The organism is Candidatus Thiopontia autotrophica, from assembly GCF_982804495.1.
Genome location: NZ_CEYDPX010000010.1, coordinates 1 through 22,242, shown reverse-complemented (window position 1 = coordinate 22,242; position 22,242 = coordinate 1). Strand labels below are relative to the sequence as shown.

Genomic DNA, 22,242 nt, shown 5'->3' with positions numbered 1-22,242 from the left:
TATGTCGAGAAATATACAGCTCGACTCCAACGGAAAACTCCACCACTTCCTCTCTATTGAGGGGCTGAACCGTAATCTCCTTACAGAAATACTAGACACAGCAGAACACTTCACAAGTGTAGGCAACCAGACCGCCAAGAAGGTTCCTCTGCTCCGCGGCAAAACCATTGCCAACCTCTTCTTCGAGCCCAGCACCAGAACACGCACTACCTTTGATCTCGCAGAGAAGAGACTCTCGGCAGACGTCCTAAATATAAATATAAACACCTCTGCAACCACCAAGGGCGAGACCCTTCTCGACACCCTGCAAAACATGGTTGCAATGCAGATCGACATGTTTGTAGTACGCCATGCAGCCAGTGGTGCAGCACACTTTGTGGCACAGAATGTTCCCAACCATATCAGCGTAATCAATGCTGGTGATGGACGTCATGCACACCCTACCCAGGCAATGCTTGATATGTTTACTATCCGCAGACACAAGGAAGATTTCACCCGTCTACGGGTCGCCATTATTGGTGACGTAATGCACTCACGAGTAGCGCGCTCGCAGATACATGCACTTAATACACTTGGGTGTCCAGAGGTTCGGGTTATTGCACCACGCACACTTATCCCATCTCATGTGGAGGACCTGGGCGTACACGTTACTACCAACATAGAAGATGGTCTAAACGATGTTGATGTAATCATCATGCTACGTCTGCAAAATGAACGGATGAGTGGCGCACATCTACCGAGCAAAAAAGAGTACTTCCAATACTACGGCCTTACCGAAGAGCGACTCCAGCTGGCTGCTGATGATGCAATCATCATGCACCCTGGGCCAATGAACCGTGGAGTGGAGATCGACAGCACTGTCGCAGACAGCAGCCATTCCGTCATTCTTCAACAGGTAACAAACGGTATTGCTGTCCGCATGGCTATCCTCTCAATGGCCATGCAGAGCCAAAGCGGACAGGGAGGCGAACAGTGAACATCCTGATCCAGAATGGGCACATCATTGACCCAGCCAATGGTATAGACCAGATCGGTGATATCCGGATCTCGGAGGGCAAGATTATCTCTGCCACAGAGGATTTCCAGGCTGATAAAACAGTTGATGCCAGCAATCTTATTGTCTGTCCTGGGCTGGTGGATATGCGTGCCCGGCTACGTGAACCAGGACAAACCCATAAAGGAACAATAGAGAGTGAAACCCGTGCCGCCGCCAGTGCCGGGGTTACAACACTATGCATACCGCCAGATACCCAGCCGATCATAGATACGCCTGCAGTCATTGAATTGATTCGTAACAGGGCAAAAGATTCTGGATACGCCTCCGTCATCCCTCTTGGGGCGTTGACTCACGGGCTTGACGGAGAGCACCTAAGTAATATGGGCGCACTGAAAGAGGCGGGATGTGCCGGTGTCTCCAATGCACAATCACCAATCAGCAACTCTCTGGTAATGCGACGAGCACTAGAGTATGCAGCAAGCCATGAGCTGACGGTTTTCCTCCACTCGGCAGACCCGTGGCTAACCAATAGCGGATGCGTACACGAAGGCACTGTAAGCACCCGTCTAGGTTTACCTGGAATTCCTGATGCAGCAGAAGCTGCTGGAGTAGCACGCGACCTGGTTCTAATTCGTGAGACTGGTGTACGTGCCCACTTCTGCGGCATCTCCAGTCTCCGTGCTCTGCAGATGATTGAGCTTGCACAGAAGAGTGGGCTCCCGGTAAGTGTTGATGTTGCTGTTCACCACCTCTACCTTACCGAGATGGATATTGGTGAATTCAACAGCCTCTGCCATGTACTGCCCCCACTACGCACCGAACGTGATCGTGCAGGCCTGGTCAATGGAGTACTCTCATCAACCATTCAGGCCATCTGTTCCGACCATCAACCCCATGATGAGGATGCAAAAGCTGCCCCATTCGAACAGACAGAGCCCGGCATAAGCAGTGTTGAAACCCTCTTGCCACTCACACTCAGACTTGCCAAAGAGCATGATATATCCATCTCTGACGCCATCTCCATGGTAACCAACCGGCCTGCCGAGATCCTGGGGATTGATGCAGGAACACTTGGTGAAGGCAGAAGCGCCGATATCACCATCTTTGACCCAGAGGCATGGTGGACGGTTACAACTGAAAGCCTGCAAAGTACAGGAAAGAACAGCCCCTTCCTTAACTGGGAGCTTCAGGGCAGAGTTACCCATACCATAATGGGTGGAAATATAGTTCATGAATCCTGATCGAAACTCTATCTTCAAGGAAGAGACAACCATCCTTGAGCACCTCCACCTGGATGGTGATCAACATATCCTCAAGCTCAAGGCGCCTGAGATTGCCTCCAGGGCCATGCCTGGTAGTTTTGTACATGTAGAGTGTGGGCCACAATTTACCCTGCGCAGACCTATATCCATAATGCGTGCAAACAAAGAACAAGGAACCATAGAGTTACTCTACAAAAAACTTGGCAAGGGAACTGCAGCACTGGCAGAGATCGAGACTGGTGAACCACTAAGTCTACTAGGCCCTATTGGAAAACCATTTGCCCCCCATCCGGAACGAAGTCGCCCACTTCTTATTGGTGGTGGTGTCGGCATGCCGCCAATGGTATTTATTGCCGATTCACTGCAGAGTGAGTCCGCCTACAAACCATTTGTAATTCTTGGCTCAGAAGTACCCTTTCCGTTCCCGGTAACCCCCTCACAGATAGTCATTCCTGGAATGCCTGATGGTGTTATCGGCTCAATGCCACTACTGGAGGACTGGGGCATTCCAAGTCGACTATCCAGTCTACAGGGCTATCCTGGAACTCATGATGGATATGTAACAGATCTTGCCAGACACTGGCTTAACTCACTTTCAGATGAAGAGCGCAATCAGGTCGAGCTCTTCAGCTGCGGCCCTCATCCAATGCTGGAGGCAGTTGCCAAACTGGCAAAAGAGTACAACCTGCCATGCCAGGTATCACTTGAAGAGTTTATGGCCTGCGGAATTGGCGGCTGTGCCGGCTGCGTTGTGCAGATTGAAACACCGGAAGGGCCTGCCATGAAACGGGTCTGTGTGGATGGTCCTGTGTTTGATGCAGCCACCGTGTTTGCCTGACAGTTAGCTCTGATTAAGTCACAACAGTAGATTTTGACTCGATGTAATCGGCAATCTCACCCAGAAATATCTCACCGTACTTATACATCTTCTTCTCACCAACTCCGTTGATCTCAAGGAACTCACCTCTATTTTTTGGAAGGTGTATGGCCATCTGAGTCAGAGTTGCATCTCCAAAAACCATAAATGGCGCAATCCCCTCTTGGTTTGACAGATCCTTGCGAAGATCTCTTAATAGTTCAAACAACAGTTCATCTCTACCCTCAACAGCAACTGCCAGTTTTTTCCTCTTTTTGACCTTCTCTTTGAGTCTTGGTTTGGCCAACTCTAGCTTCTTCTCCCCTTTCAGAATCGAACGTGCATCTTGTGTAAGTTTTAATACGGAGTAGTTGGCTATATCCTGAATAAGGTAGCCTCGATGAATAAGCTGCCTAAACAGGCTTGTCCACTCTGCATCACTACGATCCCCACCAATACCGTATGTGGTGAGCTCATTATGGTGAAGATTTCTGATACGCTCGTTATCCATTCCTCGTAGCACATCCACCACATGGCGCATTCCATATCTCTGTCCTACACGATAAACACAAGAGAGTGCTTTCTGCGCATCTACAGTGGCGTCATAACACTCCGGCGGATCAGAACATACATCACAGTTCCCACAATCTTTACCGAGTTCTTCACCAAAGTAGTTGAGCAACACCCTACGCCTACAGGTAAGTGTCTCTGCAAATGCAATCATGCTGTTCAGTTTGTGGGTCTCTATTCTCTTCTGCTCCTCATTTTGGCTATTTTCCACCAGACGTCTAGCCATCACCATATCCTGCGCACCAAACAGCAGTAGCGCCTCCGCAGGCAGGCCATCACGCCCTGCGCGCCCGGTCTCCTGATAGTATCCCTCAATATTTTTTGGCAGATCGTAGTGGACCACAAAACGAACATCAGGCTTGTCTATACCCATTCCGAAGGCAACTGTCGCAACCACCACATCGATCTCATCCCTCATGAATTTTTCATGGGCCTCTTGCCTTCTGGCTGCTGGAAGACCAGCATGGTATGGATGCGCACGAAAACCTGCCAACTGTAGTTTATCTGCAACCTCCTCCACCCTTTTTCGGCTAAGCGCATAGACAATTCCTCTGCTTCCATCGACACGACTCAAAAAGGCCTTGAGCTGATCAAATGGCTTGCTCTTCTCCAGCGCACTGTAACGAATGTTTGGCCGATCAAAACCGGTTACATGAACCTTTGACTCTTTCAGACGAAGACGGTGAATAATGTCCCTGCGGGTCTGAGGATCAGCTGTGGCAGTAAGAGCAACCATTGGGATTCTCGGAAACTGCTCTCGTAAATGTCCCAGCTGCACATATTCCGGTCTGAAATCATGCCCCCACTGGGATACACAGTGTGATTCATCCACCGCAAACAGTGAGATATCCACATCTTTCATTCTTGCCAAAAAACCGGCGGACATGATTCTTTCTGGTGCTACGTACATTAGATCAAGCTCACCCGCATGAAAACGGGCAATGGTCTGGCGTGAATCTGCCTCATTTAGTGATGAGTTGTAATATGCGGCCTCTACGCCATTTGCCTTCAGTGCATCCACTTGATCTTTCATTAATGAGATAAGCGGGGAGATTACGATAGCTGTACCAGGAAATATCAGTGCCGGAATCTGGTAACAGAGAGACTTTCCTCCACCGGTAGGCATCAGGATAAAAGCATCGTGCCGTGAGAGGACATCACTGATGATCTCTTCCTGGTGGGGACGAAATTCACTGTATCCAAATACGGTCTGAAGAATATCTTTTGGGGTTTTATCCACGAACTGGGGCCTGTGATTTACTGAACTGGTAATTATAGTGGAATCTGAAAAACCAGATACTCCACGTTATACTCCGCAGTATGGCCATTAGGGATCAACTTGACCAAATTCACCAGAGAATTGATGGTGCCGCAAAACAGTATGGACGCCCCCATCAATCTGTAAAGTTGCTTGCCGTCAGCAAGACAAAGCCTGCCACAATGGTGCACAAGGCCTATGATGCCGGACAGCGTGATTTTGGAGAGAACTATCTGCAGGATGCCCTGGAGAAAATCGATGCACTACCGCTCGATGATATTGTCTGGCACTTTATTGGTGCCATTCAATCCAACAAGACCAAGACCATAGCTGAAAATTTTGACTGGGTACATGGAGTAGATCGTCTGAAGATTGCGCGCAGGCTTGGTGAGCAGAGACCTTCTGCCAAAGAGCCCATCAATATCTGTATCCAGGTAAATAGCAGTGGTGAGGAGAGTAAATCCGGAGTCTTATTCAGTGAACTTCCCAGTCTGGCAAAGGAGATTGGCAAACTGCCCGGGATCAGATTGCGTGGCCTGATGACTCTGCCTGCACCATCCAGCAGTCTGAATGAACAGCGCGTACCTTTTCGGCAACTTCATGATGCAATGGTGCAACTCAACGAAGATGGGCTCTCTCTTGATACCCTCTCGATGGGCATGTCTGGAGATATGGAGGCTGCAATTGCCGAAGGTGCAACAATAGTGCGTATTGGTACCGATATATTTGGTGCCCGACAATGAGGCCGACGATATTGGTCTTTGGTGGCCACGACCCAAGCGGTGGCGCCGGGATTCAGGCAGATATTGAGACTATCGGATCACTCGGTGGTCATGCTGCAACTGTCATAACTGCACTAACAGCACAGGATAGCCATTCAGTAAAAGCTGTAGAGCCAGTCTCTCTGGATCTGTTTATTCAGCAGGCTCGGCTCTTGCTGGATGATATGTCGATGCAGGCGATAAAGATCGGAATGGTCGGCTCCATAGAGATCTGTGAGGCAATTCATACTCTATTAACTGAACACTCTGATGTCCCGGTTATCCTTGACCCTGTTCTGGCAGACGGTGGCGGGGGCTACCTCTCAACTGATGGCGTAGCTGAGGCTATATCTACCCTTTTGATCCCGCTTGCTACTGTTGCAACCCCAAACCGCAAGGAGCTGATGCAGTTGGCCCCTGATGGAGACACTCTGCAGGCCAGTGGTGCTGAGCTCATCTCTATGGGTTGTGAATATCTGCTGATTACAGGAACTGACAACCCCACAGCTGACGAAGAACCTGACAAGGTTCACCATCTGCTGATGAACAGGGATGGAATAAAAGAACTCTTTCAATATCCTCGGCTTCCCAATAATTATCATGGATCCGGATGCACTCTGGCATCATCTATTGCCACAGGTATAGCTGCTGGAGAAAATGTAGATGAGGCAGTTGTCAGGGGATTGGAGTTTACCTGGAATAGTCTGAATAACAGTTTTCACCCGGGTAGCGGACAACATTTTCCAGATCGGTTTCGTAGCAAATAGATAGATGAAACAAAAACTATCCGGCCTCTACCTTATTACTGACCGCCGCCTTACTGACAAGGCTGGTCTTGTCCCTGCAGTGGCAGAGGCAATTCAGGGGGGCGTAAGTATTGTTCAGTACAGAAACAAGCACGCAAACAGAGAGCGCAAACTCTGGGAAATATCGGACCTTGCCACTCTCTGTCGCCCTCTCGGCATCCCGCTTATCGTTAATGATGATACCGATCTGGTAATAGAATCAGGTGCTGATGGCGTCCACCTTGGCAGTGATGATGGCTCAGTCGAAGAGGCACGAAAATTACTGGGAAATGAGGCTATTATTGGAGTCTCCTGCTACAATTCGTTCGATAGCGCACGGATGGCCGCAGAACAGGGGGCTGACTACATAGCCTTTGGCAGGTTCTTCCCCTCACAGACCAAGCCGGATGCAGTTCATGCAACAACTGAGGTGCTGACACAAGCCCGCACAGAGTTGCAGCTGCCGATCGTCGCAATTGGAGGAGTAGATAGCAGTAATGGCAAATCACTGATTGATGCAGGGGCAGATATGCTTGCTGTAATTAATGCTGTTTTGGGCGCTACAAATATCCAGCAAGCTGCCCAGGATATTGCCAACCTGTTTGATACCAAATAGATTCAGGAAAATTTTCGAAAGAAAAACAGACACAAGGAAGAGTATAAAGTTATGACCCGTTCACATGACCTTTTTGAAGAGGCCCAGCAACATATTCCTGGTGGAGTAAATTCACCTGTTCGCGCATTCAGAGGTGTTGGTGGAGATCCTGTCTACATCCAGAGAGCCGAAGGGGCCTATATCCATGATGAAGATGGTAATCGTTATGTTGATTATGTTGGATCATGGGGGCCAATGATCCTGGGGCATGCACACCCTGACGTTGTAAAAGTTGTACAGGATGGTGCAGCAAATGGTCTGAGCTTTGGTGCTCCTACAGAGATAGAAACCCAGATGGCCGAGAAGGTAAAAGAGCTCGTACCATCAATTGAGATGGTGCGTATGGTTAGCTCAGGTACTGAGGCCACCATGAGCGCAATCAGACTTGCTCGAGGCTACACAGGACGAGACAAGATTCTGAAGTTTGAAGGATGCTACCACGGCCATGCTGATTCTCTACTGGTAAAAGCCGGCTCTGGTGCATTGACCCTGGGGGTACCAACCTCACCCGGTGTTCCTGCCTCACTTGCTGAACACACCCTGACCCTGAGTTATAACAACATTGATCAGGTACGTGAACTCTTTGCCGAGGTTGGCAGGGAGATAGCCTGTATCATCGTGGAACCTGTTGCTGGAAACATGAACTGTGTGCCTCCTGTTATCGGTTTTCTGGAGGGGCTGCGTGAGGTCTGTGATGAGTATGGAACAGTATTGATTCTGGATGAGGTCATGACCGGTTTTCGTGTAAGCCTTGGTGGCGCTCAGGGCAAACTTGGCATTACCCCAGACCTGACCACACTTGGCAAAGTTATTGGTGGTGGAATGCCGGTTGGCGCATTTGGTGGCAAACGCGAGATCATGGAACATCTGGCTCCACTTGGTCCTGTCTATCAGGCTGGGACCCTATCTGGCAACCCTCTGGCGATGGCGGCAGGACTGAAGACTCTTGAGTTGATCTCTGCTCCCAACTTCTTTGCTGATCTGGAAGAGAAGGTAAAAACCCTGACTGACGGCATTATGGCTGCTGCTGCAGATAATAATATTCCGATGCAGTACAACCGTATCGGCGGCATGTTTGGCCTCTTCTTTACCGAGGATGAGAAGATCGAAAACTTTGACCAGGTTATGGCTTGTGACAGCGAGCGCTTCGGTAAATTCTTCCACGGCATGCTTGATGAAGGAATATATCTTGCCCCATCCGCCTTTGAGGCCGGTTTTGTCTCTGCCGCCCATACTGATAGCGACCTGCAGACAACAATAGATGCTGCGCGCAAGGTTCTGGCGACTTTATAGATATATTTATGGAGTGGTGGCAAGAAATTAGCGGATGGTTTTCGGCCAACGAGGAGCTACTGTTCTGGATCGGAATTGGGTCAGCCATTATGTTGGTTGCCTCAATTGCTGCGCTTCCATGGCTGGTCAGCAGAATCCCTGAGGACTATTTCGACCACACAAAAGAGCCAACGGTAGCCCCCCTCAAGGGACACCCGGCAGCCCGGTTTCTGGTTCATCTGGTCCGTAATCTGATTGGGTTGGTGCTGATCATTGCCGGCATTCTGATGCTATTTCTCCCCGGCCAAGGGCTATTGACCCTGCTGCTGGGAATCATGATGACTCATTTTCCAGGCAAATATCATGTTGAGCAGTGGTTTATCCGACAACCCGGCATTCTGACCGCCATCAACTGGTTTAGAGAAAAGGGTGGCACCGCCCCGCTTATCGTAAAGGAGATCCATGACAATTAATTCAAACGAACTTTCAGCCGCTGTTCATGAGCTCAAGAGAGAGATTCGCAAGGGGCGCTGGTTCAAGAACCTGCTTTATGCATTTGTAATCGGCTACCTGATTCTGTTGATACTGATCTCTGCAGGGGTTATTGATGAGATTGACCCAGGTGAACGTATTGCCACCATCAAGCTGCATGGGGAGATCGGTAGCGACACAATTAACAGTGCGGATAACCTTGCACCAGCCATACGCAAGGCAGCTGAGGACAAGCGAGTCAAACATATTGTGCTTCAGCTTAACTCTCCTGGTGGCACTCCTGCACAGGCAGAACGGCTTTGGCAAACTATTCGCACCGTAAAAAAAGAGAACCCGGAGAAAAAGATTTACGCCACAATTGACGAGCTCTGTGCATCAGCCTGTTACTACATCGCCAGCGCTACTGACGAGATTCATGCAACAGAGGTCTCTCTGGTTGGTTCTATCGGTGTACGCATGGGGGGCTTCGGTTTTGTGGAGGCGATGAAGGAGCATGGCATCGAGCAGCGTGAGCTTACGGCAGGAGAGTATAAGGCGCTTCTCGACCCATTCTCTCCAAGAAATGAGGAGGCTGAGACTTTTCTCAAAGAGCACGTGCTGACAACCACCCACGATATTTTTATCGATCGGGTAAAAGAGGGGAGAGGAGAAAACCTCTCCACCACAACAGAGCTGTTTAATGGGTTGATATGGGTTGGACAGGAGGCTAAAGGGTTGGGGTTAATTGATGGACACATGTCCACCCATGAGATTGCCGAGACTCTTGATATTGATAATGTGGTCGACTACACCCCCAAGGTTGATCTGTTTGAGCAGTATGCAAACCAGTTTGCCGCAAGTCTCGCCACTGTGTTGAAGGGACAAGCCGCTCCACAGCTAGAGATGTAGGTTTATGTAGTACTCCCCCACCGCTGCACAAAATCCCGCTCCAACCCAAGCTGATCAAGAATTCTTGCCACCACAAAGTCGACAAGATCATCAATACTCTTGGGCTGATGGTAAAACCCCGGGTTGGGAGGCAGAATCGTCACCCCGATCCGTGAGAGCTTAAGCATGTTCTCCAGATGGATGGCAGAGTATGGAGTCTCTCTTGGAACCAGTATCAGTTTCTTGTTCTCCTTTATCATCACATCCGCGGCCCGCTCTAACAGCTGATCACTACTTCCATAAGCTATGGCTGAGAGTGTTCCCATTGAACATGGGCATACCACCATGGCATAAGGAGCACTGCTGCCGCTGGCAACCGGAGAGGTCCACTCGCCTTTTTCAAACAGTGACAACTGCCCCTCCCTGGCACCGAACTTTTCGACAAATAATTTTTGCACATCATGGGAGGCCTCTGGCAATGAAAGGTCGACCTCCATCTCCATAACAATACGCGCTGCATCAGACAGCATCATCCAGACCCGAACATCTGCCGCAATCAACTGCTCCAGAAGGCGCAACGCATAAGCTGCACCTGACGCCCCGGTAACGGCCAATGTAACTGTACTGTCTCTATTCCACTCTGTCACTTCTCGAGTCGCTCCAGTAATTTCTCATGTATGCCGCCAAACCCGCCATTGCTCATAACCAGGATATGGTCTCCCGGAAGAGCCCAATCTGCTACTGACTCTACAATCTGCTCAACAGTTTCAGCTATGGTAACCTGCACTATAGACTCATCCATTGATTTGGCAAGATCCCACTCCAGTGATCCATCATCAACCAGAAAAACCCTGTCTGCACTCTCGAATGAGCCCGCCAGTGATTGTTGATGTACCCCCATACGCATAGTGTTTGAGCGTGGCTCCATAATTGCGAGGATTCGATCCTCCCTCACCTTGCCACGCAGTCCATCAAGTGTCAGTCTGATAGCTGTTGGGTGGTGGGCAAAATCATCGTAGACAGTCACTCCATTCACTGTGCCTTTGACCTCCATGCGACGACGAACATTCCTGAACTCTGCCAGGGCATCAATTGCATGGCGGACCGGTACCCCAGCATGACGTGCTGCGGCTATTGCAGCCAGGGCATTTGATCGGTTATGCCAACCAGTCAGATCCCAGCTCACCTCACCAACAGGTTCTCCCTGCAGTGATACCAGAAAGCGACTCCATGCAGCGTCATCCCTTATGGCATCCCAATCCCCGTCAATTGTCTCTGTCGATGTCCAGCACCCCATATCAATCAATTCATCAACTGCTGTCTCGCCGGCAGGATGGATGATCAGTCCGTTTCCGGGCACAGTGCGTATCTGATGGTGAAACTGTTTCTGGATTGCCGCCAGGTCATCAAATATATCAGCATGGTCAAATTCAAGATTATTGATAATCAGGGTTCTTGGACGATAGTGGACAAACTTGGAGCGTTTATCAAAAAAAGCGGTATCGTACTCATCGGCCTCCACCACAAAAAATGGGGCATTCCCCAACCGGGCGGATACCCCAAAATTCTCTGGCACTCCACCAATCAGAAAGCCCGGGGGCAATCCTGCATACTCCAGAATCCATGCGAGCATGCTTGAAGTAGAGGTTTTACCGTGTGTACCAGATACGGCCAGTACCCAGCGCCCCTGCAGTACATGCTCTGATAACCACTGTGGGCCTGATGTGTATGGAATCCCCTGCTCCAGCACATATTCAACGGCTCTGTTTCCACGGCTCATTGCATTGCCAATCACCACCATATCAGGCGCTGGATCCAGATGATCTGCCTCATACCCCTCCTGCAGAGTAATCCCCGCCTCCTCCAACTGGGTGCTCATGGGAGGGTAAACATTGGCATCAGAACCAGAAACAGTATGGCCTGACGCACGCGCCAGCAAGGCAATGCCGCCCATGAAAGTGCCACAGATTCCAAGAATATGGATATGCATCCCCTTATGTTACCTTATGCGCCATGAACATACTTTATGGAATCCCCAGCTGTGCACCCAGAGATCTGGAGATATTTTTATGATTCGCTCCATTTGGTTAGCTTGCTTGCTGATCCCTACAGTGGCTAGTGCTGTACAGATTCAGGTTTTTACCACTGTCCTGCCGCTCAAGTCATTGGCCGAGAAAATTGGTGGAGAGCATGTAAATGTCACCTCAATGGTAGGCTCAGGAGATGATCCACATACTTTTAGTCCCACTTCTCAACAAATTGCCAGACTGGCACAAGCTGATCTATATATAACTGCAGGAATTGAATTTGAGAAAGCCTGGATGGAGAGGATAAAATCCACCAACTCTGAGATGGAGATTATTGGTGACAGTAATGGCCATGAACATGAACATGAACACGAACACGAACTAGACCCACACCCCTGGACCAGCCCGCTATTAGCCATGAATATGGCTGATACAATTAGCGATGCATTAATCAGGATAGACCCAAACAACCATAAATTTTACGACAAAAACAGGTACTCTCTACAAGCTGAACTCAGCTTGCTGGACCAGGAGATTCAGAAACAGCTAAAAAATCTGAAGCAGAGAAAATTTATGGTTTTCCACCCTGCCTGGGGCCATTTTGCAGAACGGTACGGGCTAACTCAGATCTCAATAGAGCATGAGGGAAAAGAGCCTGGTGCTCGTGCACTCGTAGAATTGATCAGAGAGGCCAGAAAGGAGAAGATCAGGGTAATTTTTGTTCAGCCACAACTTAGCAAGCGTGCTGCTGAACAGATTGCAGATGCAATTGGCGGCCGTGTTGTACCTATTGACCCTCTCTCAGCAGATTACATCAATAATATGAGAAAAATATCCCAACAGCTCTCTGAGACACTGCAGTAATGAAGTCACAAGATCCACTTATCCAGATTAAAGATGTATCTTTCTCCTACGGTACAACTACCGTACTGGAGAAAATTAATCTTGAGGTAAATGATGGCGAGTTTCTGGGCATTGTCGGCCCCAACGCAGGAGGGAAAAGCACTCTGCTTAAACTGGCTCTCGGCCTACTCACTCCACACTCCGGAACAATCAGGATTTTGGGAAAGAGACCTCACAAGGCACGATCTCAAATCGGCTATGTGCCACAATATCCAAGCTTTTCAAAAGAGTTTCCTATCACTGTAGAACAGTTGGTGCTGTTGGGGAGGCTGGGTACAAGCTGCAAACAGGGGTTTCTCCATGCGCTTAAACCGGGAGGATATTCAAGGAAAGATTATCAGGCAACCCGCCAAGCTCTGATAGAGGTCGAGGCAGAGGATCTTGTGCAACGTCAGATTGGGAGCCTTTCCGGTGGACAGCTACAACGTGTGCTACTGGCCAGGGCACTGGTCTCAAACCCATCAATTCTAATTCTGGACGAACCCACGGCAAATATTGATCAACGACTTGAAGGGGACATTTTCGACCTGTTAAAACGGTTAAACCAGCGCATGGCTATTTTGGTGGTATCCCATGATATAGCCTTCATCTCAAGTTATGTTACCCGGGTTGCCTGCATCAACAGAACACTGGTATGCCACCATACAGATGCCATTGATGGCGAGGTTATTCAAAACCTGTACGGTGAAGATGTGCGCATGGTGGCACATCACCATTAGGTTAGTGGAGAGATAAAGCATGAACGAATTCTTCGCTGCCCTTTCTGAATATACCTTTCTGCAATATAGCCTGATTGCCGGGCTACTAGCCAGCATTGGTTGCGGGGTTATGGGAACCTATGTGGTAGTCAAAAGGATTGCGTTCATTGCTGGAGGCATTGCTCACTCCGTTCTTGGTGGAATGGGAGCGGCCATATATTTTGGAGTAGACCCTCTCGCTGGTGCCTTGGGTGCAGCCATCATATCTGCTCTGCTGATTGGATGGATTCGCCTACAGTGGCGTGCTCAGGAAGATACTCTTATTGGAGCCATGTGGGCGATAGGAATGGCGATTGGGGTACTCTTTATCTCCAAAACACCAGGCTATCAGACCGACCTGATGAGCTTTCTGTTTGGTAACATATTGTTGGTTCCAGAATCCAGCCTCTGGTTTATGGCTCTGCTCGATACAGTTCTACTGCTGATTGTAGGTGCATACCACAGACAATTTCTTGCTGTTGCATTTGATGAGGAGTTTGCCAGACTTCGCGGCATTCCAGTTACCTTCTTCTATCTGCTTCTCCTTATCCTGGTCGCAGTGACAGTTGTACTGCTGATTCAGGTGGTTGGGCTGATTCTGGTGCTTGCACTATTGACACTACCAGCCGCAGTTGCGGGGCATTATGTAGACTCTATTGGGAAAATGATGGTGTTGGCCACACTGCTTGGCGGAGCTCTCACTGTTTCCGGACTGGCGCTCTCCTATCAACCAGACCTGCCCGCCGGCCCTACAATTATTCTACTGGCTGGCGCAGTATATGTGCTCTCTGCGATATTTACACAGTCTCGTGCAAAACGCCGAGCACGCTTGGCGGTTGAGGAGGGGCGTGGTTGAGGTTGATATAATCTCAAGACCAGACACCCAATAGTGGAGTTTCTTGGTGCCTGCTCCCAGCGCTCAAAACCGGAATAACGACAGCAATATCCGAGGCAACTACACCAGATATCACACATTAAATATACGTATTTATACGTATGGATGAGACTGCCAGTTACCAGTAGTATGTGACCATACACAAAGCCTGATAGGCAACCGCCACAATGGAGCAGTTGAAAATGGAACAGTTGAAAGAGTTTAGTCTGGTTGAGATGGCCATATGTACAGCCTGCGGAACAGCAATAGGGTTATCAGCTGTAATGATGCTCTTCTTTGTAGCAATAAGCCTGTTCAGTGGAACTACCGTATCCGCAATAGAAACCTTCATGCTTGGATAGTCTCCCAATTGGTAATACAGAGGTTATCGAGTTCTCCTGTCTAATCTTTCGATAATCACTGAGCCAGCATACTGTTTTAACAGTATGCTGGTTTTTTTATCTGCTGTGCCCCATAACTCAACGCCCACAGCACTTCTTGTATTTCTTGCCTGACCCACAGGGGCACGGCTCATTACGTCCCACCTTCTTCTCTTTGTTACGAAAGGTCTCTGGTTTTGGCATATCGCCATCTACATAGACCCACTTTCCATCTACTCTCTTAAACCGGCTAACCTCATGCGCGTAGTGTGTTCCACTCTTGTCCCGGTAACCAGCTTTGAATTCAACTATACCTGTAGCATCACCCTTGTCACCATTAGAGGTCGATATAATCTCAAGTCCAAGCCACTCCGAGTCTTGTGACCACTTCCTGGCTGCATCCAGATCATGGTCAGCTCGATGGTCCGGGTGGAGTGTATTGTGGATATAGTCAACCTCGCCTGCCACGTAAGCACTGTAACGAGAACGCATCAACGCCTCTGCAGTATCTGGAAAGGAGTCTCCCTTCAGATAAGGCTCACAACATTCGCTGTATGGTTTTCCTGAACCGCAATAACAATCACTCATCCTCTCTAATCTCCTATTTATAGGCCAAATTTGGGCCAAGCCACTTCTCTATATTTGCAACAATCATCCCTTTTCGCTCAGCATACTGCTCTACCTGATCTCGATCGATCTTGCCGACAGCAAAGTAGTGTGCCTCGGGATGGGCAAAATAGAGACCACTAACTGATGCTGTTGGAACCATTGCCCTGGACTCTGTAAGCCAGATACCAGTAGTGCTCTCTGCCTCCAGTAGCTCCCACAAAATATCTTTTTCCGTATGGTCTGGTGAGGCTGGGTAACCCATTGCAGGACGAATTCCGGAATAGTCCTCACTGATCAGCTCCTCATTAGTATGAGACTCATCAACTGCATATCCCCACAACTCCTTTCTCACTTTCTCATGGAGCCACTCGGTTGCCGCCTCCGCCAGACGATCAGCTATCGACTTTAGCATCAGTGCACTGTAATCATCATGGTCCGCCTCAAACTCACTAATCTTTTCATCTATCCCAAGACCCGCAGTCAGTGCAAAACCACCCACATAATCAACCTTGTTGGCAGTTTTTGGCGCAACAAAATCACTTAGACAGTCATTGGATCTTCCATCTGGTTGTCTGCCCTGTTTTCTCAAGTGGTGCAGCGTTGTCTTCAGCCTGCTTCGTGACTCATCCTCATAGATCTCAATATCATCTCCAACCGCATTGGCGGGAAAAAGACCAACTACCGCCTTTGCCGAGAGCCACTTCTCACCGATAATCTTCTCCAGCATAGAGCTTGCATCAGCATAGAGCTTACGAGCCTCCTCCCCCTTCTCTGCATCATCGAGAATCTTCGGATAACGACCCTTCAGCTCCCAGGCGTGGAAGAAGAAGGTCCAGTCGATATAGGGAACCACCTCATTGAGATCAATCTGCTCCAGTACCGTTACCCCCAGGGCGTTTGGTTGTACCGGCTGATAACTATCCCACTCAATCGGGAACTGGTTGGCCTGCGCCTCTTCAATCGTAACCAGACTCTTTGCACCACCCCTGGAGGCACGTCGCTGGCGAACCTCCTCATACTCATCACGTAGCTCAGAGAGAAATTCCGACTTCTGCCCCTCCGAAAGTAGCGTTGTCGCCACCCCAACTGCTCGTGAGGCATCTGCCACATGGATCACCCCATGCTCATACTCCGGCTCCGCCTTGACCGCTGTATGAGCCCTGGATGTAGTGGCCCCGCCCAGCATCAGCGGAATAGTAAATCCCTGACGCGTCATCTCACTGGCAAGGTGCACCATCTCATCCAGTGACGGGGTGATCAGCCCGGAGAGACCGATGATATCTACATTCTCCTCTCTGGCACGCTGCAGAATCGTCTCTGCCGGCACCATCACCCCAAGATCAATCACCTCATAGTTATTACACTGCAACACCACCCCGACAATATTCTTGCCGATGTCATGTACATCACCCTTCACCGTGGCCATCAAAATCTTGCCCTGACTGGAAATGGCACACTCCGCCTTCTCCGCCTCAAGAAATGGATCAAGATAGGCAACCGATTTCTTCATCACCCGGGCGGATTTCACCACCTGCGGCAGAAACATCTTGCCCGCACCAAAGAGATCGCCCACCACATTCATCCCATCCATCAGTGGCCCCTCAATAACCTTCAGTGCCTTGTCGAACTGGAGACGAGCCTCCTCTGTATCTTCATCAATAAATTCCGTAATCCCCTTCACCAGCGCATGCTCAAGCCGCTTCTTAACAGGCCAGCTACGCCACTCCTGATCCTCTTTTTTCTCCCCTGTCGAACCATCTCCAAGATATTTAGGCGCAATCTCTACCAGCCGCTCCCCAGCCTCCGGATCCCGATTAAGGACCACATCCTCGACTGCATCTCGCAGCTCATCAGGGAGGTCATCATAGACCGCAAGCTGTGCCGCATTGACGATCCCCATATCCATCCCCGCCTGAATGGCATGATAGAGAAAGACCGCATGGATCGCCTCACGCACCGGGTTGTTGCCACGGAAGGAGAAGGAGACATTAGAGACCCCACCCGAGACCATTGCATAGGGCAGGGTCTGCTTGATGCGACGGGTCGCCTCGATAAAGTCGACCCCATAATTGTTGTGCTCCTCGATGCCGGTCGCTACTGCGAAGATGTTGGGGTCAAAGATAATATCCTCTGCAGGGAAGCCGATCTCATCCACCAAAATCCGGTAGGCACGGGTACATATCTCCACCTTGCGCACCTCTGTATCGGCCTGCCCATCCTCATCAAAGGCCATCACGATCACCGCTGCACCATAGCGACGGCAGAGCTTTGCATGTTCCCGGAACTTCTCCTCCCCCTCCTTCATGGAGATAGAGTTGACGATCGCCTTACCCTGCGAACACTGCAGCCCCGCCTCAATGATCTCCCACTTGGAGGAGTCGATCATCAGTGGTGCCTTGGAGATATCTGGCTCCGAGGCGATCAGATTGAGGAAGCGCACCATCGCCGCCTTGCCATCCAGCATCCCCTCATCCATATTGACATCGACCACCTGGGCACCATTCTCCACCTGGGTTCGGCAGATATCGAGTGCCTCCTCATACTCCTCGTTGAGGACAAGACGCTTGAACTTGGCAGAACCGGTAATATTGGCCCGCTCTCCCACATTGACAAAGAGGGACTCCCTGCCAATATTCAGCGGCTCCAATCCGGCCAGACGGCACTCGTGGGGGAGATCTGGCAGTGGACGTGGACTCTTCCCCTCCATCGCCTGAGCAATGGCACGAATATGGTCAGGACTGGAACCACAGCACCCCCCAATAATATTAAGGAAGCCAGCATCGGCCCACTCACTGACATGAGCCGCCATCTGCTCTGGAGTGAGATCATACTCCCCAAATTCATTGGGAAGACCTGCATTAGGGTGAGCAGAGGTGTAGGTCTCACAGACTCGTGACATCTCCTCTGTATATTGACGCAACATATCCGGACCCAGCGCACAGTTGAGCCCCATACTTAGCGGTCTGGAGTGACGCAGACTGTTATAGAAGGACTCTGTGGTCTGCCCTGAGAGGGTACGTCCGGAGGCATCGGTAATGGTGCCAGAGATCATAATTGGCAGTGTTATCCCCCTCTCTTCAAAATAGCGGTCAATTGCAAACAGCGCCGCCTTGGCATTCAGGGTATCGAAGATGGTCTCTACCAGCAGCAGATCCGCGCCACCCTGCACCAGGGCATCAATGGATTCACTATAGTCCTCCACCAGATCCATAAAGGTGATATTGCGAAAGCCGGGATCATTGACCTCCGGGGAGATCGAACAGGTGCGGCTGGTAGGTCCGAGCACCGCCGCCACAAAACGGGGTTTCTCCGGAGTGGAATATCTGTCCGCTGCTGCACGTGCGAGACGGGTCGCCTCCAGATTGATCTCGTAGACCAGATCCTCCATATCGTAATCAGCCATCGAGACCCGAGTCCCATTGAAGGTGTTGGTCTCGAGGATATCGGCTCCCGCCTCCAGATACTGCTCATGAATTCCCTGGATAATCGCAGGCTGGGTCAGCGCAAGAAGATCATTATTCCCCTTGAGATCAGTATGCCAGTCGGCAAAACGCTCCCCTCGATAATCCGCCTCCTCCAGTTTGTGACGCTGGATCATGGTCCCCATTGCACCATCCAGAATCAGGATGCGCTCGGTCATCAGAGATTTCAGTTGCTCGCTACGATCGACAGACATAAGGGTGTTTTTCCAAAAAAATTGAGGGTATTTTACCCTATTACCGAACATCCTTTGTAGCGACTATCACGGGCTCCTAAACGCCTCCAGCAACCCAACCTCCGGTACCGGCTCATAGCCATACCACTTCAGGTCGGCCCTCTGCCAGTAGACCTTCCACATCCTGTTCTTCTTTACATAGGTAGTTTTGGCAACCATCTCATCTGGCCAATCCCGCAATGGTCTAACCTCAAAAATAACGACACTCTGGCTCTCAATCCGATATTTTAAAGCCAGCTTGTTTCTGATATGAACAAGACCTGATTGTAGCACCAATTAAGCTTGCATCAAGGCCAACGATTATTATAAGGACATATTTCCTTATATTGCTACATTAAAAATGATTCATTTCTAATATTGGTAAATCTGTTAACAGATAATTAAGCCTGTCATTGAGCAAATGCGAGAAACAATGCAGGAAAATGGGATAGCGCCCTTTTAATTTGAAGTAAGTTATACTGATGGCATGAACGAACATTTGTTAATCCATATCGTCTTGTTGCTAGCCATTGCAGTGGCGATTGTGTCGCTCTCAAGAAGGCTGCATTTCCCACCAATTCTGGGCTACATTGTCGTTGGTATTATTGTTGGTCCAAATGGATTTGGTTGGATCGGTCAAGAAGAAAATATTGAAACATTAGCCGAGCTTGGTATCGTCTTTTTGTTGTTTACTATTGGATTGGAGTTCTCGCTAGCGCAAATGATCTCCATGCGACGACAAGTATTTGGGTTGGGTGCGGTTCAGGTATTTGTAACTGGGCTGTTGGTGTATGCGATTGGTTATTTTTCAGGGTTGGACACCAATGCCAATATTGTTATTGCTAGTGCCTTAGCCTTATCATCTACTGCGATTGTGATTAAGCAGCTTGCTGAACAATCTGAGATTCATTCCCGCCACGGGCGTTCTGCTTTGGGCGTGCTGATCTTCCAAGACATTATTGCTATTCCGCTGTTAATTCTGATTCCAACTTTGGCGCTGACTAGTGTAAATGATAACAGCCTTGGCTTGGCGTTAGGTGTGGCTTTTTTAAAGGGAACATTGGTGATGATTGTCATGCATATAATCGGCAAACATCTACTCAGACCTTTGTTTCATGAAGTGGCTTCGGCTAAGTCACAAGAGCTGTTTACTTTAACCGTATTAACGGTGGCTTTAGGCGCTGCTGCGTTGACCGAGCAAATGGGCTTATCGATGACACTGGGAGCATTTTTAGCAGGAATGATGCTTAGTGAAACGGAATACAAGCATCAGGTTGAATCTGATATTCGCCCATTTCAGGATATTTTATTAGGCCTATTTTTTGTTACTGTGGGCATGATGATTTCCCTAACTCTGTTGCAACAACATTTTTGGCTAATTATCGCAATCACCATTGGCATTATTTTACTAAAAGGCGTGGTTTTGTATGGGGTGGCTAGACTGTTTCAGAAGCAAGGTGGCGTTGCCTTGCGCATGGCATTGTCATTGTCTCAGGTAGGTGAATTTGGTCTGGTACTGTTGACACTGGCTTTTGCTTATAAATTATTACCTGTTGAAATTGGTAATATTTTATTAACATCAGCGGTCTTGAGTATGTCTATTGCACCGTTTTTGATTAAATTTAATGGTGCAATTGCTAAGAAATGGCATAAAGGATCTTATTTGAGCAATCATCAAGATATTGAGAAAATTATTATTGATGATAATGTACATCTTGATCAGCATGTTATTTTGTGTGGCTTTGGCCGCGTTGGGCAAACTGTTAGCCGTTTTTTATCAAAATCCAATAAATCGTTTATTGCACTTGATATGGACATTAAGCGCGTTCAAGAAGCACACGACGCCGGTGAGAACGTCTATTATGGTGACGCCGCAAAAGAGACTATTTTGAAAGCTGCTCGTTTAGAGAAGGCACGTATTGTGATTGTGACCTTTAATGATTTTCATGCCTCTATTAAAATCTTAAAAACCATCAGTCAAATGCATCAGCAGATACCAATTTTGGTGCGCACACCAGATGATTCGCATGTTAATGAGTTGCTTGAAGCAGGTGCGAGTGAGGTGATTCCAGATACATTTGAATCAAGTATTATGTTGGCCTCTCATCTTATGTTAATGATTGGCGACCCGCCCAGAAAGGTGCTTCGAGAAGTGAGAGCCGTGCGTAAAAACCGTTATCGTTTGTTGGAAAATTTTTATCCCGGTGAAGATGACAATCCAATGGCACAACATCAGGTGATGACAGGCGTTTTCCATACGGTAATTCTTACTGAAGATACTTTTGCCACGCATAAAACAGTTGGTTCACTTGGATTGGAGCAGTTTGATATTACGCTGGAGGCAATTAAGCGCGGCAGTATTCGTGGCGATAATCCATCCAATGAGACCCGACTAAGGGTTGATGATCATTTGGTACTTAGTGGTGTGCCAGAAAATATTGAACGGGTTGAGTTATATTTAACCACTGGCAAGTATTAGCGACATTTTTACCCTTAAAAACAAACTGTTAAAGATGACGCCCAACATATGGTGCGGGCCGCCGCGCAGCGATAGCACGCCCCAGTGAGCCGCAGGCGAACGACATGATGTACTTGTTAGGTTGATTCACGTAACTCAACCATTGCCGATGAAATAACTCGAGCTGCTGAACGAAGCAAGAGCAATACCAAGCCTGTAGCCACCACAATATCTGGCCAGCCTGAGCCGGTAAACCAAATCGCACCTGCTGCTAAAAACACCGATATGTTCGACGCGATATCGTTCCGTGAACACTCCCATACAGAACTCATATTCACATCTTCATTCCGGTGCCGCCAAAGCAGAAAGAGGCACGCTGAATTAGCCGCAAGGCCAAGAAGGCTGAAAGCACCCATGACTTCAAAAATGGGCAGACCTGGTACAAAAAGCTTGTAGATGATTTGAGCTGCGACAACCAATGCAGCCACAAGAATAAGTATGCCTTTGAACAATGCCACCTTAGCTTTGGTGCTGGTGCCCCGTGTAACAGCGTACAAACTCAGAGCATAGGTGAGTGCATCACCGAAATTATCGAGGCTATCGGCTAGTAGCGCAGTTGAGCCACCATAAAGCGCAGCACTCGCGATCACAACAAACATGACGGCATTAATGCCTAGAACTATTTGAAGCGTCCCTCGCTGTCGATCTTCGCGCAGCGCATCGACAGAACAACCGCCATCGCAACATCCACTCATATGTCAAACCTCTTGTACAACCTAACGACC

21 protein-coding genes are annotated in these 22,242 nt (G+C 49.0%); 14 read left to right on the top strand and 7 right to left on the bottom strand.

The features are described from left to right. Nucleotide 1: 1 nt before the first annotated feature. The 3 genes from AC3ZFK_RS04510 to AC3ZFK_RS04500 are packed head-to-tail and all read left to right on the top strand — an operon-like array spanning nucleotide 2 to nucleotide 3,097. Nucleotides 2–976, top strand: a complete 975-nt coding sequence (locus tag AC3ZFK_RS04510) for an aspartate carbamoyltransferase catalytic subunit (RefSeq protein ID WP_487507024.1) — start codon at nucleotides 2–4, stop codon at nucleotides 974–976. Continuing rightward, nucleotides 973–2,238, top strand: a complete 1,266-nt coding sequence (locus tag AC3ZFK_RS04505) for a dihydroorotase (protein WP_487507023.1) — start codon at nucleotides 973–975, stop codon at nucleotides 2,236–2,238. Before AC3ZFK_RS04510 ends, AC3ZFK_RS04505 begins: the two co-directional genes overlap by 4 nt. Then, nucleotides 2,228–3,097 carry a dihydroorotate dehydrogenase electron transfer subunit gene (locus AC3ZFK_RS04500; RefSeq protein WP_487507022.1) on the top strand — a complete coding sequence of 290 codons (870 nt, stop codon included), beginning with the start codon at nucleotides 2,228–2,230 and terminating at the stop codon, nucleotides 3,095–3,097. The genes AC3ZFK_RS04505 and AC3ZFK_RS04500 overlap by 11 nt, the downstream gene beginning before the upstream one ends. Before the next feature lie 13 nt (nucleotides 3,098–3,110). Here the strand turns inward: AC3ZFK_RS04500 and recQ are convergent, their stop codons facing one another. Next, nucleotides 3,111–4,925: a DNA helicase RecQ gene (recQ, locus tag AC3ZFK_RS04495; protein WP_487507021.1), complete on the bottom strand. Its 1,815-nt coding sequence runs from the start codon at nucleotides 4,923–4,925 to the stop codon at nucleotides 3,111–3,113. A gap of 80 nt (nucleotides 4,926–5,005) precedes the next feature. On the opposite strand from recQ, the gene AC3ZFK_RS04490 reads away from it, so the two are divergent. The 6 genes from AC3ZFK_RS04490 to AC3ZFK_RS04465 are packed head-to-tail and all read left to right on the top strand — an operon-like array spanning nucleotide 5,006 to nucleotide 9,796. Further along, nucleotides 5,006–5,686, top strand: a complete 681-nt coding sequence (locus AC3ZFK_RS04490; protein WP_487507020.1) for a YggS family pyridoxal phosphate-dependent enzyme — start codon at nucleotides 5,006–5,008, stop codon at nucleotides 5,684–5,686. Further along, entirely contained in the window at nucleotides 5,683–6,471 is a 789-nt protein-coding gene (thiD, locus tag AC3ZFK_RS04485; protein WP_487507019.1) for a bifunctional hydroxymethylpyrimidine kinase/phosphomethylpyrimidine kinase, read from the top strand. Before AC3ZFK_RS04490 ends, thiD begins: the two co-directional genes overlap by 4 nt. A 4-nt stretch (nucleotides 6,472–6,475) precedes the next feature. After that, nucleotides 6,476–7,105 (top strand): thiamine phosphate synthase, encoded by a 630-nt coding sequence (thiE, locus tag AC3ZFK_RS04480; protein ID WP_487507018.1) that lies wholly within the window; start codon nucleotides 6,476–6,478, stop codon nucleotides 7,103–7,105. Nucleotides 7,106–7,156: 51 nt separating this feature from the next. Continuing rightward, the gene (gene hemL / locus AC3ZFK_RS04475) at nucleotides 7,157–8,437 is read left to right on the top strand and encodes a glutamate-1-semialdehyde 2,1-aminomutase (protein WP_487507017.1); all 1,281 of its coding nucleotides are present in this window, start codon (nucleotides 7,157–7,159) and stop codon (nucleotides 8,435–8,437) included. An 8-nt stretch (nucleotides 8,438–8,445) separates the two neighbouring features. Continuing rightward, nucleotides 8,446–8,889 carry a PGPGW domain-containing protein gene (locus tag AC3ZFK_RS04470; RefSeq protein WP_487507016.1) on the top strand — a complete coding sequence of 148 codons (444 nt, stop codon included), beginning with the start codon at nucleotides 8,446–8,448 and terminating at the stop codon, nucleotides 8,887–8,889. Beyond that, nucleotides 8,879–9,796: a S49 family peptidase gene (locus AC3ZFK_RS04465; protein WP_487507015.1), complete on the top strand. Its 918-nt coding sequence runs from the start codon at nucleotides 8,879–8,881 to the stop codon at nucleotides 9,794–9,796. The genes AC3ZFK_RS04470 and AC3ZFK_RS04465 overlap by 11 nt, the downstream gene beginning before the upstream one ends. A gap of 2 nt (nucleotides 9,797–9,798) precedes the next feature. On the opposite strand, the gene AC3ZFK_RS04460 is transcribed toward AC3ZFK_RS04465, so the two are convergent. Beyond that, a complete protein-coding gene (locus AC3ZFK_RS04460; RefSeq protein WP_487507014.1) occupies nucleotides 9,799–10,422 on the bottom strand; it encodes a flavin prenyltransferase UbiX in 624 nt (207 codons plus the stop codon). Next, entirely contained in the window at nucleotides 10,419–11,765 is a 1,347-nt protein-coding gene (mpl, locus tag AC3ZFK_RS04455) for a UDP-N-acetylmuramate:L-alanyl-gamma-D-glutamyl-meso-diaminopimelate ligase (protein WP_487507013.1), read from the bottom strand. The genes AC3ZFK_RS04460 and mpl overlap by 4 nt, the downstream gene beginning before the upstream one ends. A gap of 79 nt (nucleotides 11,766–11,844) precedes the next feature. Here mpl and AC3ZFK_RS04450 point away from each other — a divergent pair, with 79 nt between their 5' ends. The 4 genes from AC3ZFK_RS04450 (at nucleotide 11,845) to AC3ZFK_RS04435 (ending at nucleotide 14,678) form a co-directional block, all read left to right on the top strand. Beyond that, the gene (locus AC3ZFK_RS04450; protein ID WP_487507012.1) at nucleotides 11,845–12,666 is read left to right on the top strand and encodes a metal ABC transporter solute-binding protein, Zn/Mn family; all 822 of its coding nucleotides are present in this window, start codon (nucleotides 11,845–11,847) and stop codon (nucleotides 12,664–12,666) included. Then, the gene (locus tag AC3ZFK_RS04445) at nucleotides 12,666–13,424 is read left to right on the top strand and encodes a metal ABC transporter ATP-binding protein (RefSeq protein ID WP_487507011.1); all 759 of its coding nucleotides are present in this window, start codon (nucleotides 12,666–12,668) and stop codon (nucleotides 13,422–13,424) included. Before AC3ZFK_RS04450 ends, AC3ZFK_RS04445 begins: the two co-directional genes overlap by 1 nt. Nucleotides 13,425–13,443: 19 nt before the next feature. Then, on the top strand, nucleotides 13,444–14,298 hold the full coding sequence (locus AC3ZFK_RS04440) for a metal ABC transporter permease (protein ID WP_487507010.1): 855 nt from the start codon (nucleotides 13,444–13,446) through the stop codon (nucleotides 14,296–14,298). A 221-nt stretch (nucleotides 14,299–14,519) separates the two neighbouring features. After that, a complete protein-coding gene (locus AC3ZFK_RS04435) occupies nucleotides 14,520–14,678 on the top strand; it encodes a hypothetical protein (protein WP_487507009.1) in 159 nt (52 codons plus the stop codon). A gap of 117 nt (nucleotides 14,679–14,795) precedes the next feature. Here the strand turns inward: AC3ZFK_RS04435 and AC3ZFK_RS04430 are convergent, their stop codons facing one another. The 3 genes from AC3ZFK_RS04430 to AC3ZFK_RS04420 all read right to left on the bottom strand — a co-directional run bounded on the left by AC3ZFK_RS04430 (nucleotide 14,796) and on the right by AC3ZFK_RS04420 (nucleotide 19,293). Further along, nucleotides 14,796–15,284: a YchJ family protein gene (locus tag AC3ZFK_RS04430; RefSeq protein WP_487507008.1), complete on the bottom strand. Its 489-nt coding sequence runs from the start codon at nucleotides 15,282–15,284 to the stop codon at nucleotides 14,796–14,798. 13 nt (nucleotides 15,285–15,297) lie between these two features. Beyond that, nucleotides 15,298–18,981: a methionine synthase gene (gene metH, locus AC3ZFK_RS04425; protein WP_487507007.1), complete on the bottom strand. Its 3,684-nt coding sequence runs from the start codon at nucleotides 18,979–18,981 to the stop codon at nucleotides 15,298–15,300. A 66-nt stretch (nucleotides 18,982–19,047) separates the two neighbouring features. Next, on the bottom strand, nucleotides 19,048–19,293 hold the full coding sequence (locus tag AC3ZFK_RS04420) for a DUF3024 domain-containing protein (protein ID WP_487507006.1): 246 nt from the start codon (nucleotides 19,291–19,293) through the stop codon (nucleotides 19,048–19,050). Between the two features lie 193 nt (nucleotides 19,294–19,486). Between AC3ZFK_RS04420 and AC3ZFK_RS04415 the strand changes: the two genes are divergently transcribed. After that, nucleotides 19,487–21,478: a monovalent cation:proton antiporter family protein gene (locus AC3ZFK_RS04415; protein ID WP_487507005.1), complete on the top strand. Its 1,992-nt coding sequence runs from the start codon at nucleotides 19,487–19,489 to the stop codon at nucleotides 21,476–21,478. A gap of 116 nt (nucleotides 21,479–21,594) precedes the next feature. Here the strand turns inward: AC3ZFK_RS04415 and AC3ZFK_RS04410 are convergent, their stop codons facing one another. Next, nucleotides 21,595–22,212 carry a cation efflux transmembrane domain-containing protein gene (locus AC3ZFK_RS04410; RefSeq protein ID WP_487507004.1) on the bottom strand — a complete coding sequence of 206 codons (618 nt, stop codon included), beginning with the start codon at nucleotides 22,210–22,212 and terminating at the stop codon, nucleotides 21,595–21,597. Between the last annotated feature and the right edge of the window lie 30 nt (nucleotides 22,213–22,242).

Excerpts from the sequence above, each read along its gene's own strand:
- AC3ZFK_RS04470 (WP_487507016.1), top strand. The coding sequence starts at position 8,446 with ATGGAGTGGTGGCAAGAAATTAGCGGATGGTTTTCGGCCAACGAGGAG.
- AC3ZFK_RS04500 (WP_487507022.1), top strand. The coding sequence starts at position 2,228 with ATGAATCCTGATCGAAACTCTATCTTCAAGGAAGAGACAACCATCCTT.
- AC3ZFK_RS04430 (WP_487507008.1), bottom strand. The coding sequence starts at position 15,284 with ATGAGTGATTGTTATTGCGGTTCAGGAAAACCATACAGCGAATGTTGT.
- AC3ZFK_RS04415 (WP_487507005.1), top strand. The coding sequence starts at position 19,487 with ATGAACGAACATTTGTTAATCCATATCGTCTTGTTGCTAGCCATTGCA.
- AC3ZFK_RS04465 (WP_487507015.1), top strand. The coding sequence starts at position 8,879 with ATGACAATTAATTCAAACGAACTTTCAGCCGCTGTTCATGAGCTCAAG.
- thiE (WP_487507018.1), top strand. The coding sequence starts at position 6,476 with ATGAAACAAAAACTATCCGGCCTCTACCTTATTACTGACCGCCGCCTT.
- metH (WP_487507007.1), bottom strand. The coding sequence starts at position 18,981 with ATGTCTGTCGATCGTAGCGAGCAACTGAAATCTCTGATGACCGAGCGC.
- thiD (WP_487507019.1), top strand. The coding sequence starts at position 5,683 with ATGAGGCCGACGATATTGGTCTTTGGTGGCCACGACCCAAGCGGTGGC.
- AC3ZFK_RS04450 (WP_487507012.1), top strand. The coding sequence starts at position 11,845 with ATGATTCGCTCCATTTGGTTAGCTTGCTTGCTGATCCCTACAGTGGCT.
- AC3ZFK_RS04410 (WP_487507004.1), bottom strand. The coding sequence starts at position 22,212 with ATGAGTGGATGTTGCGATGGCGGTTGTTCTGTCGATGCGCTGCGCGAA.
- AC3ZFK_RS04510 (WP_487507024.1), top strand. The coding sequence starts at position 2 with ATGTCGAGAAATATACAGCTCGACTCCAACGGAAAACTCCACCACTTC.
- mpl (WP_487507013.1), bottom strand. The coding sequence starts at position 11,765 with ATGCATATCCATATTCTTGGAATCTGTGGCACTTTCATGGGCGGCATT.
- hemL (WP_487507017.1), top strand. The coding sequence starts at position 7,157 with ATGACCCGTTCACATGACCTTTTTGAAGAGGCCCAGCAACATATTCCT.
- AC3ZFK_RS04440 (WP_487507010.1), top strand. The coding sequence starts at position 13,444 with ATGAACGAATTCTTCGCTGCCCTTTCTGAATATACCTTTCTGCAATAT.
- AC3ZFK_RS04445 (WP_487507011.1), top strand. The coding sequence starts at position 12,666 with ATGAAGTCACAAGATCCACTTATCCAGATTAAAGATGTATCTTTCTCC.
- AC3ZFK_RS04490 (WP_487507020.1), top strand. The coding sequence starts at position 5,006 with ATGGCCATTAGGGATCAACTTGACCAAATTCACCAGAGAATTGATGGT.
- AC3ZFK_RS04435 (WP_487507009.1), top strand. The coding sequence starts at position 14,520 with ATGGAACAGTTGAAAGAGTTTAGTCTGGTTGAGATGGCCATATGTACA.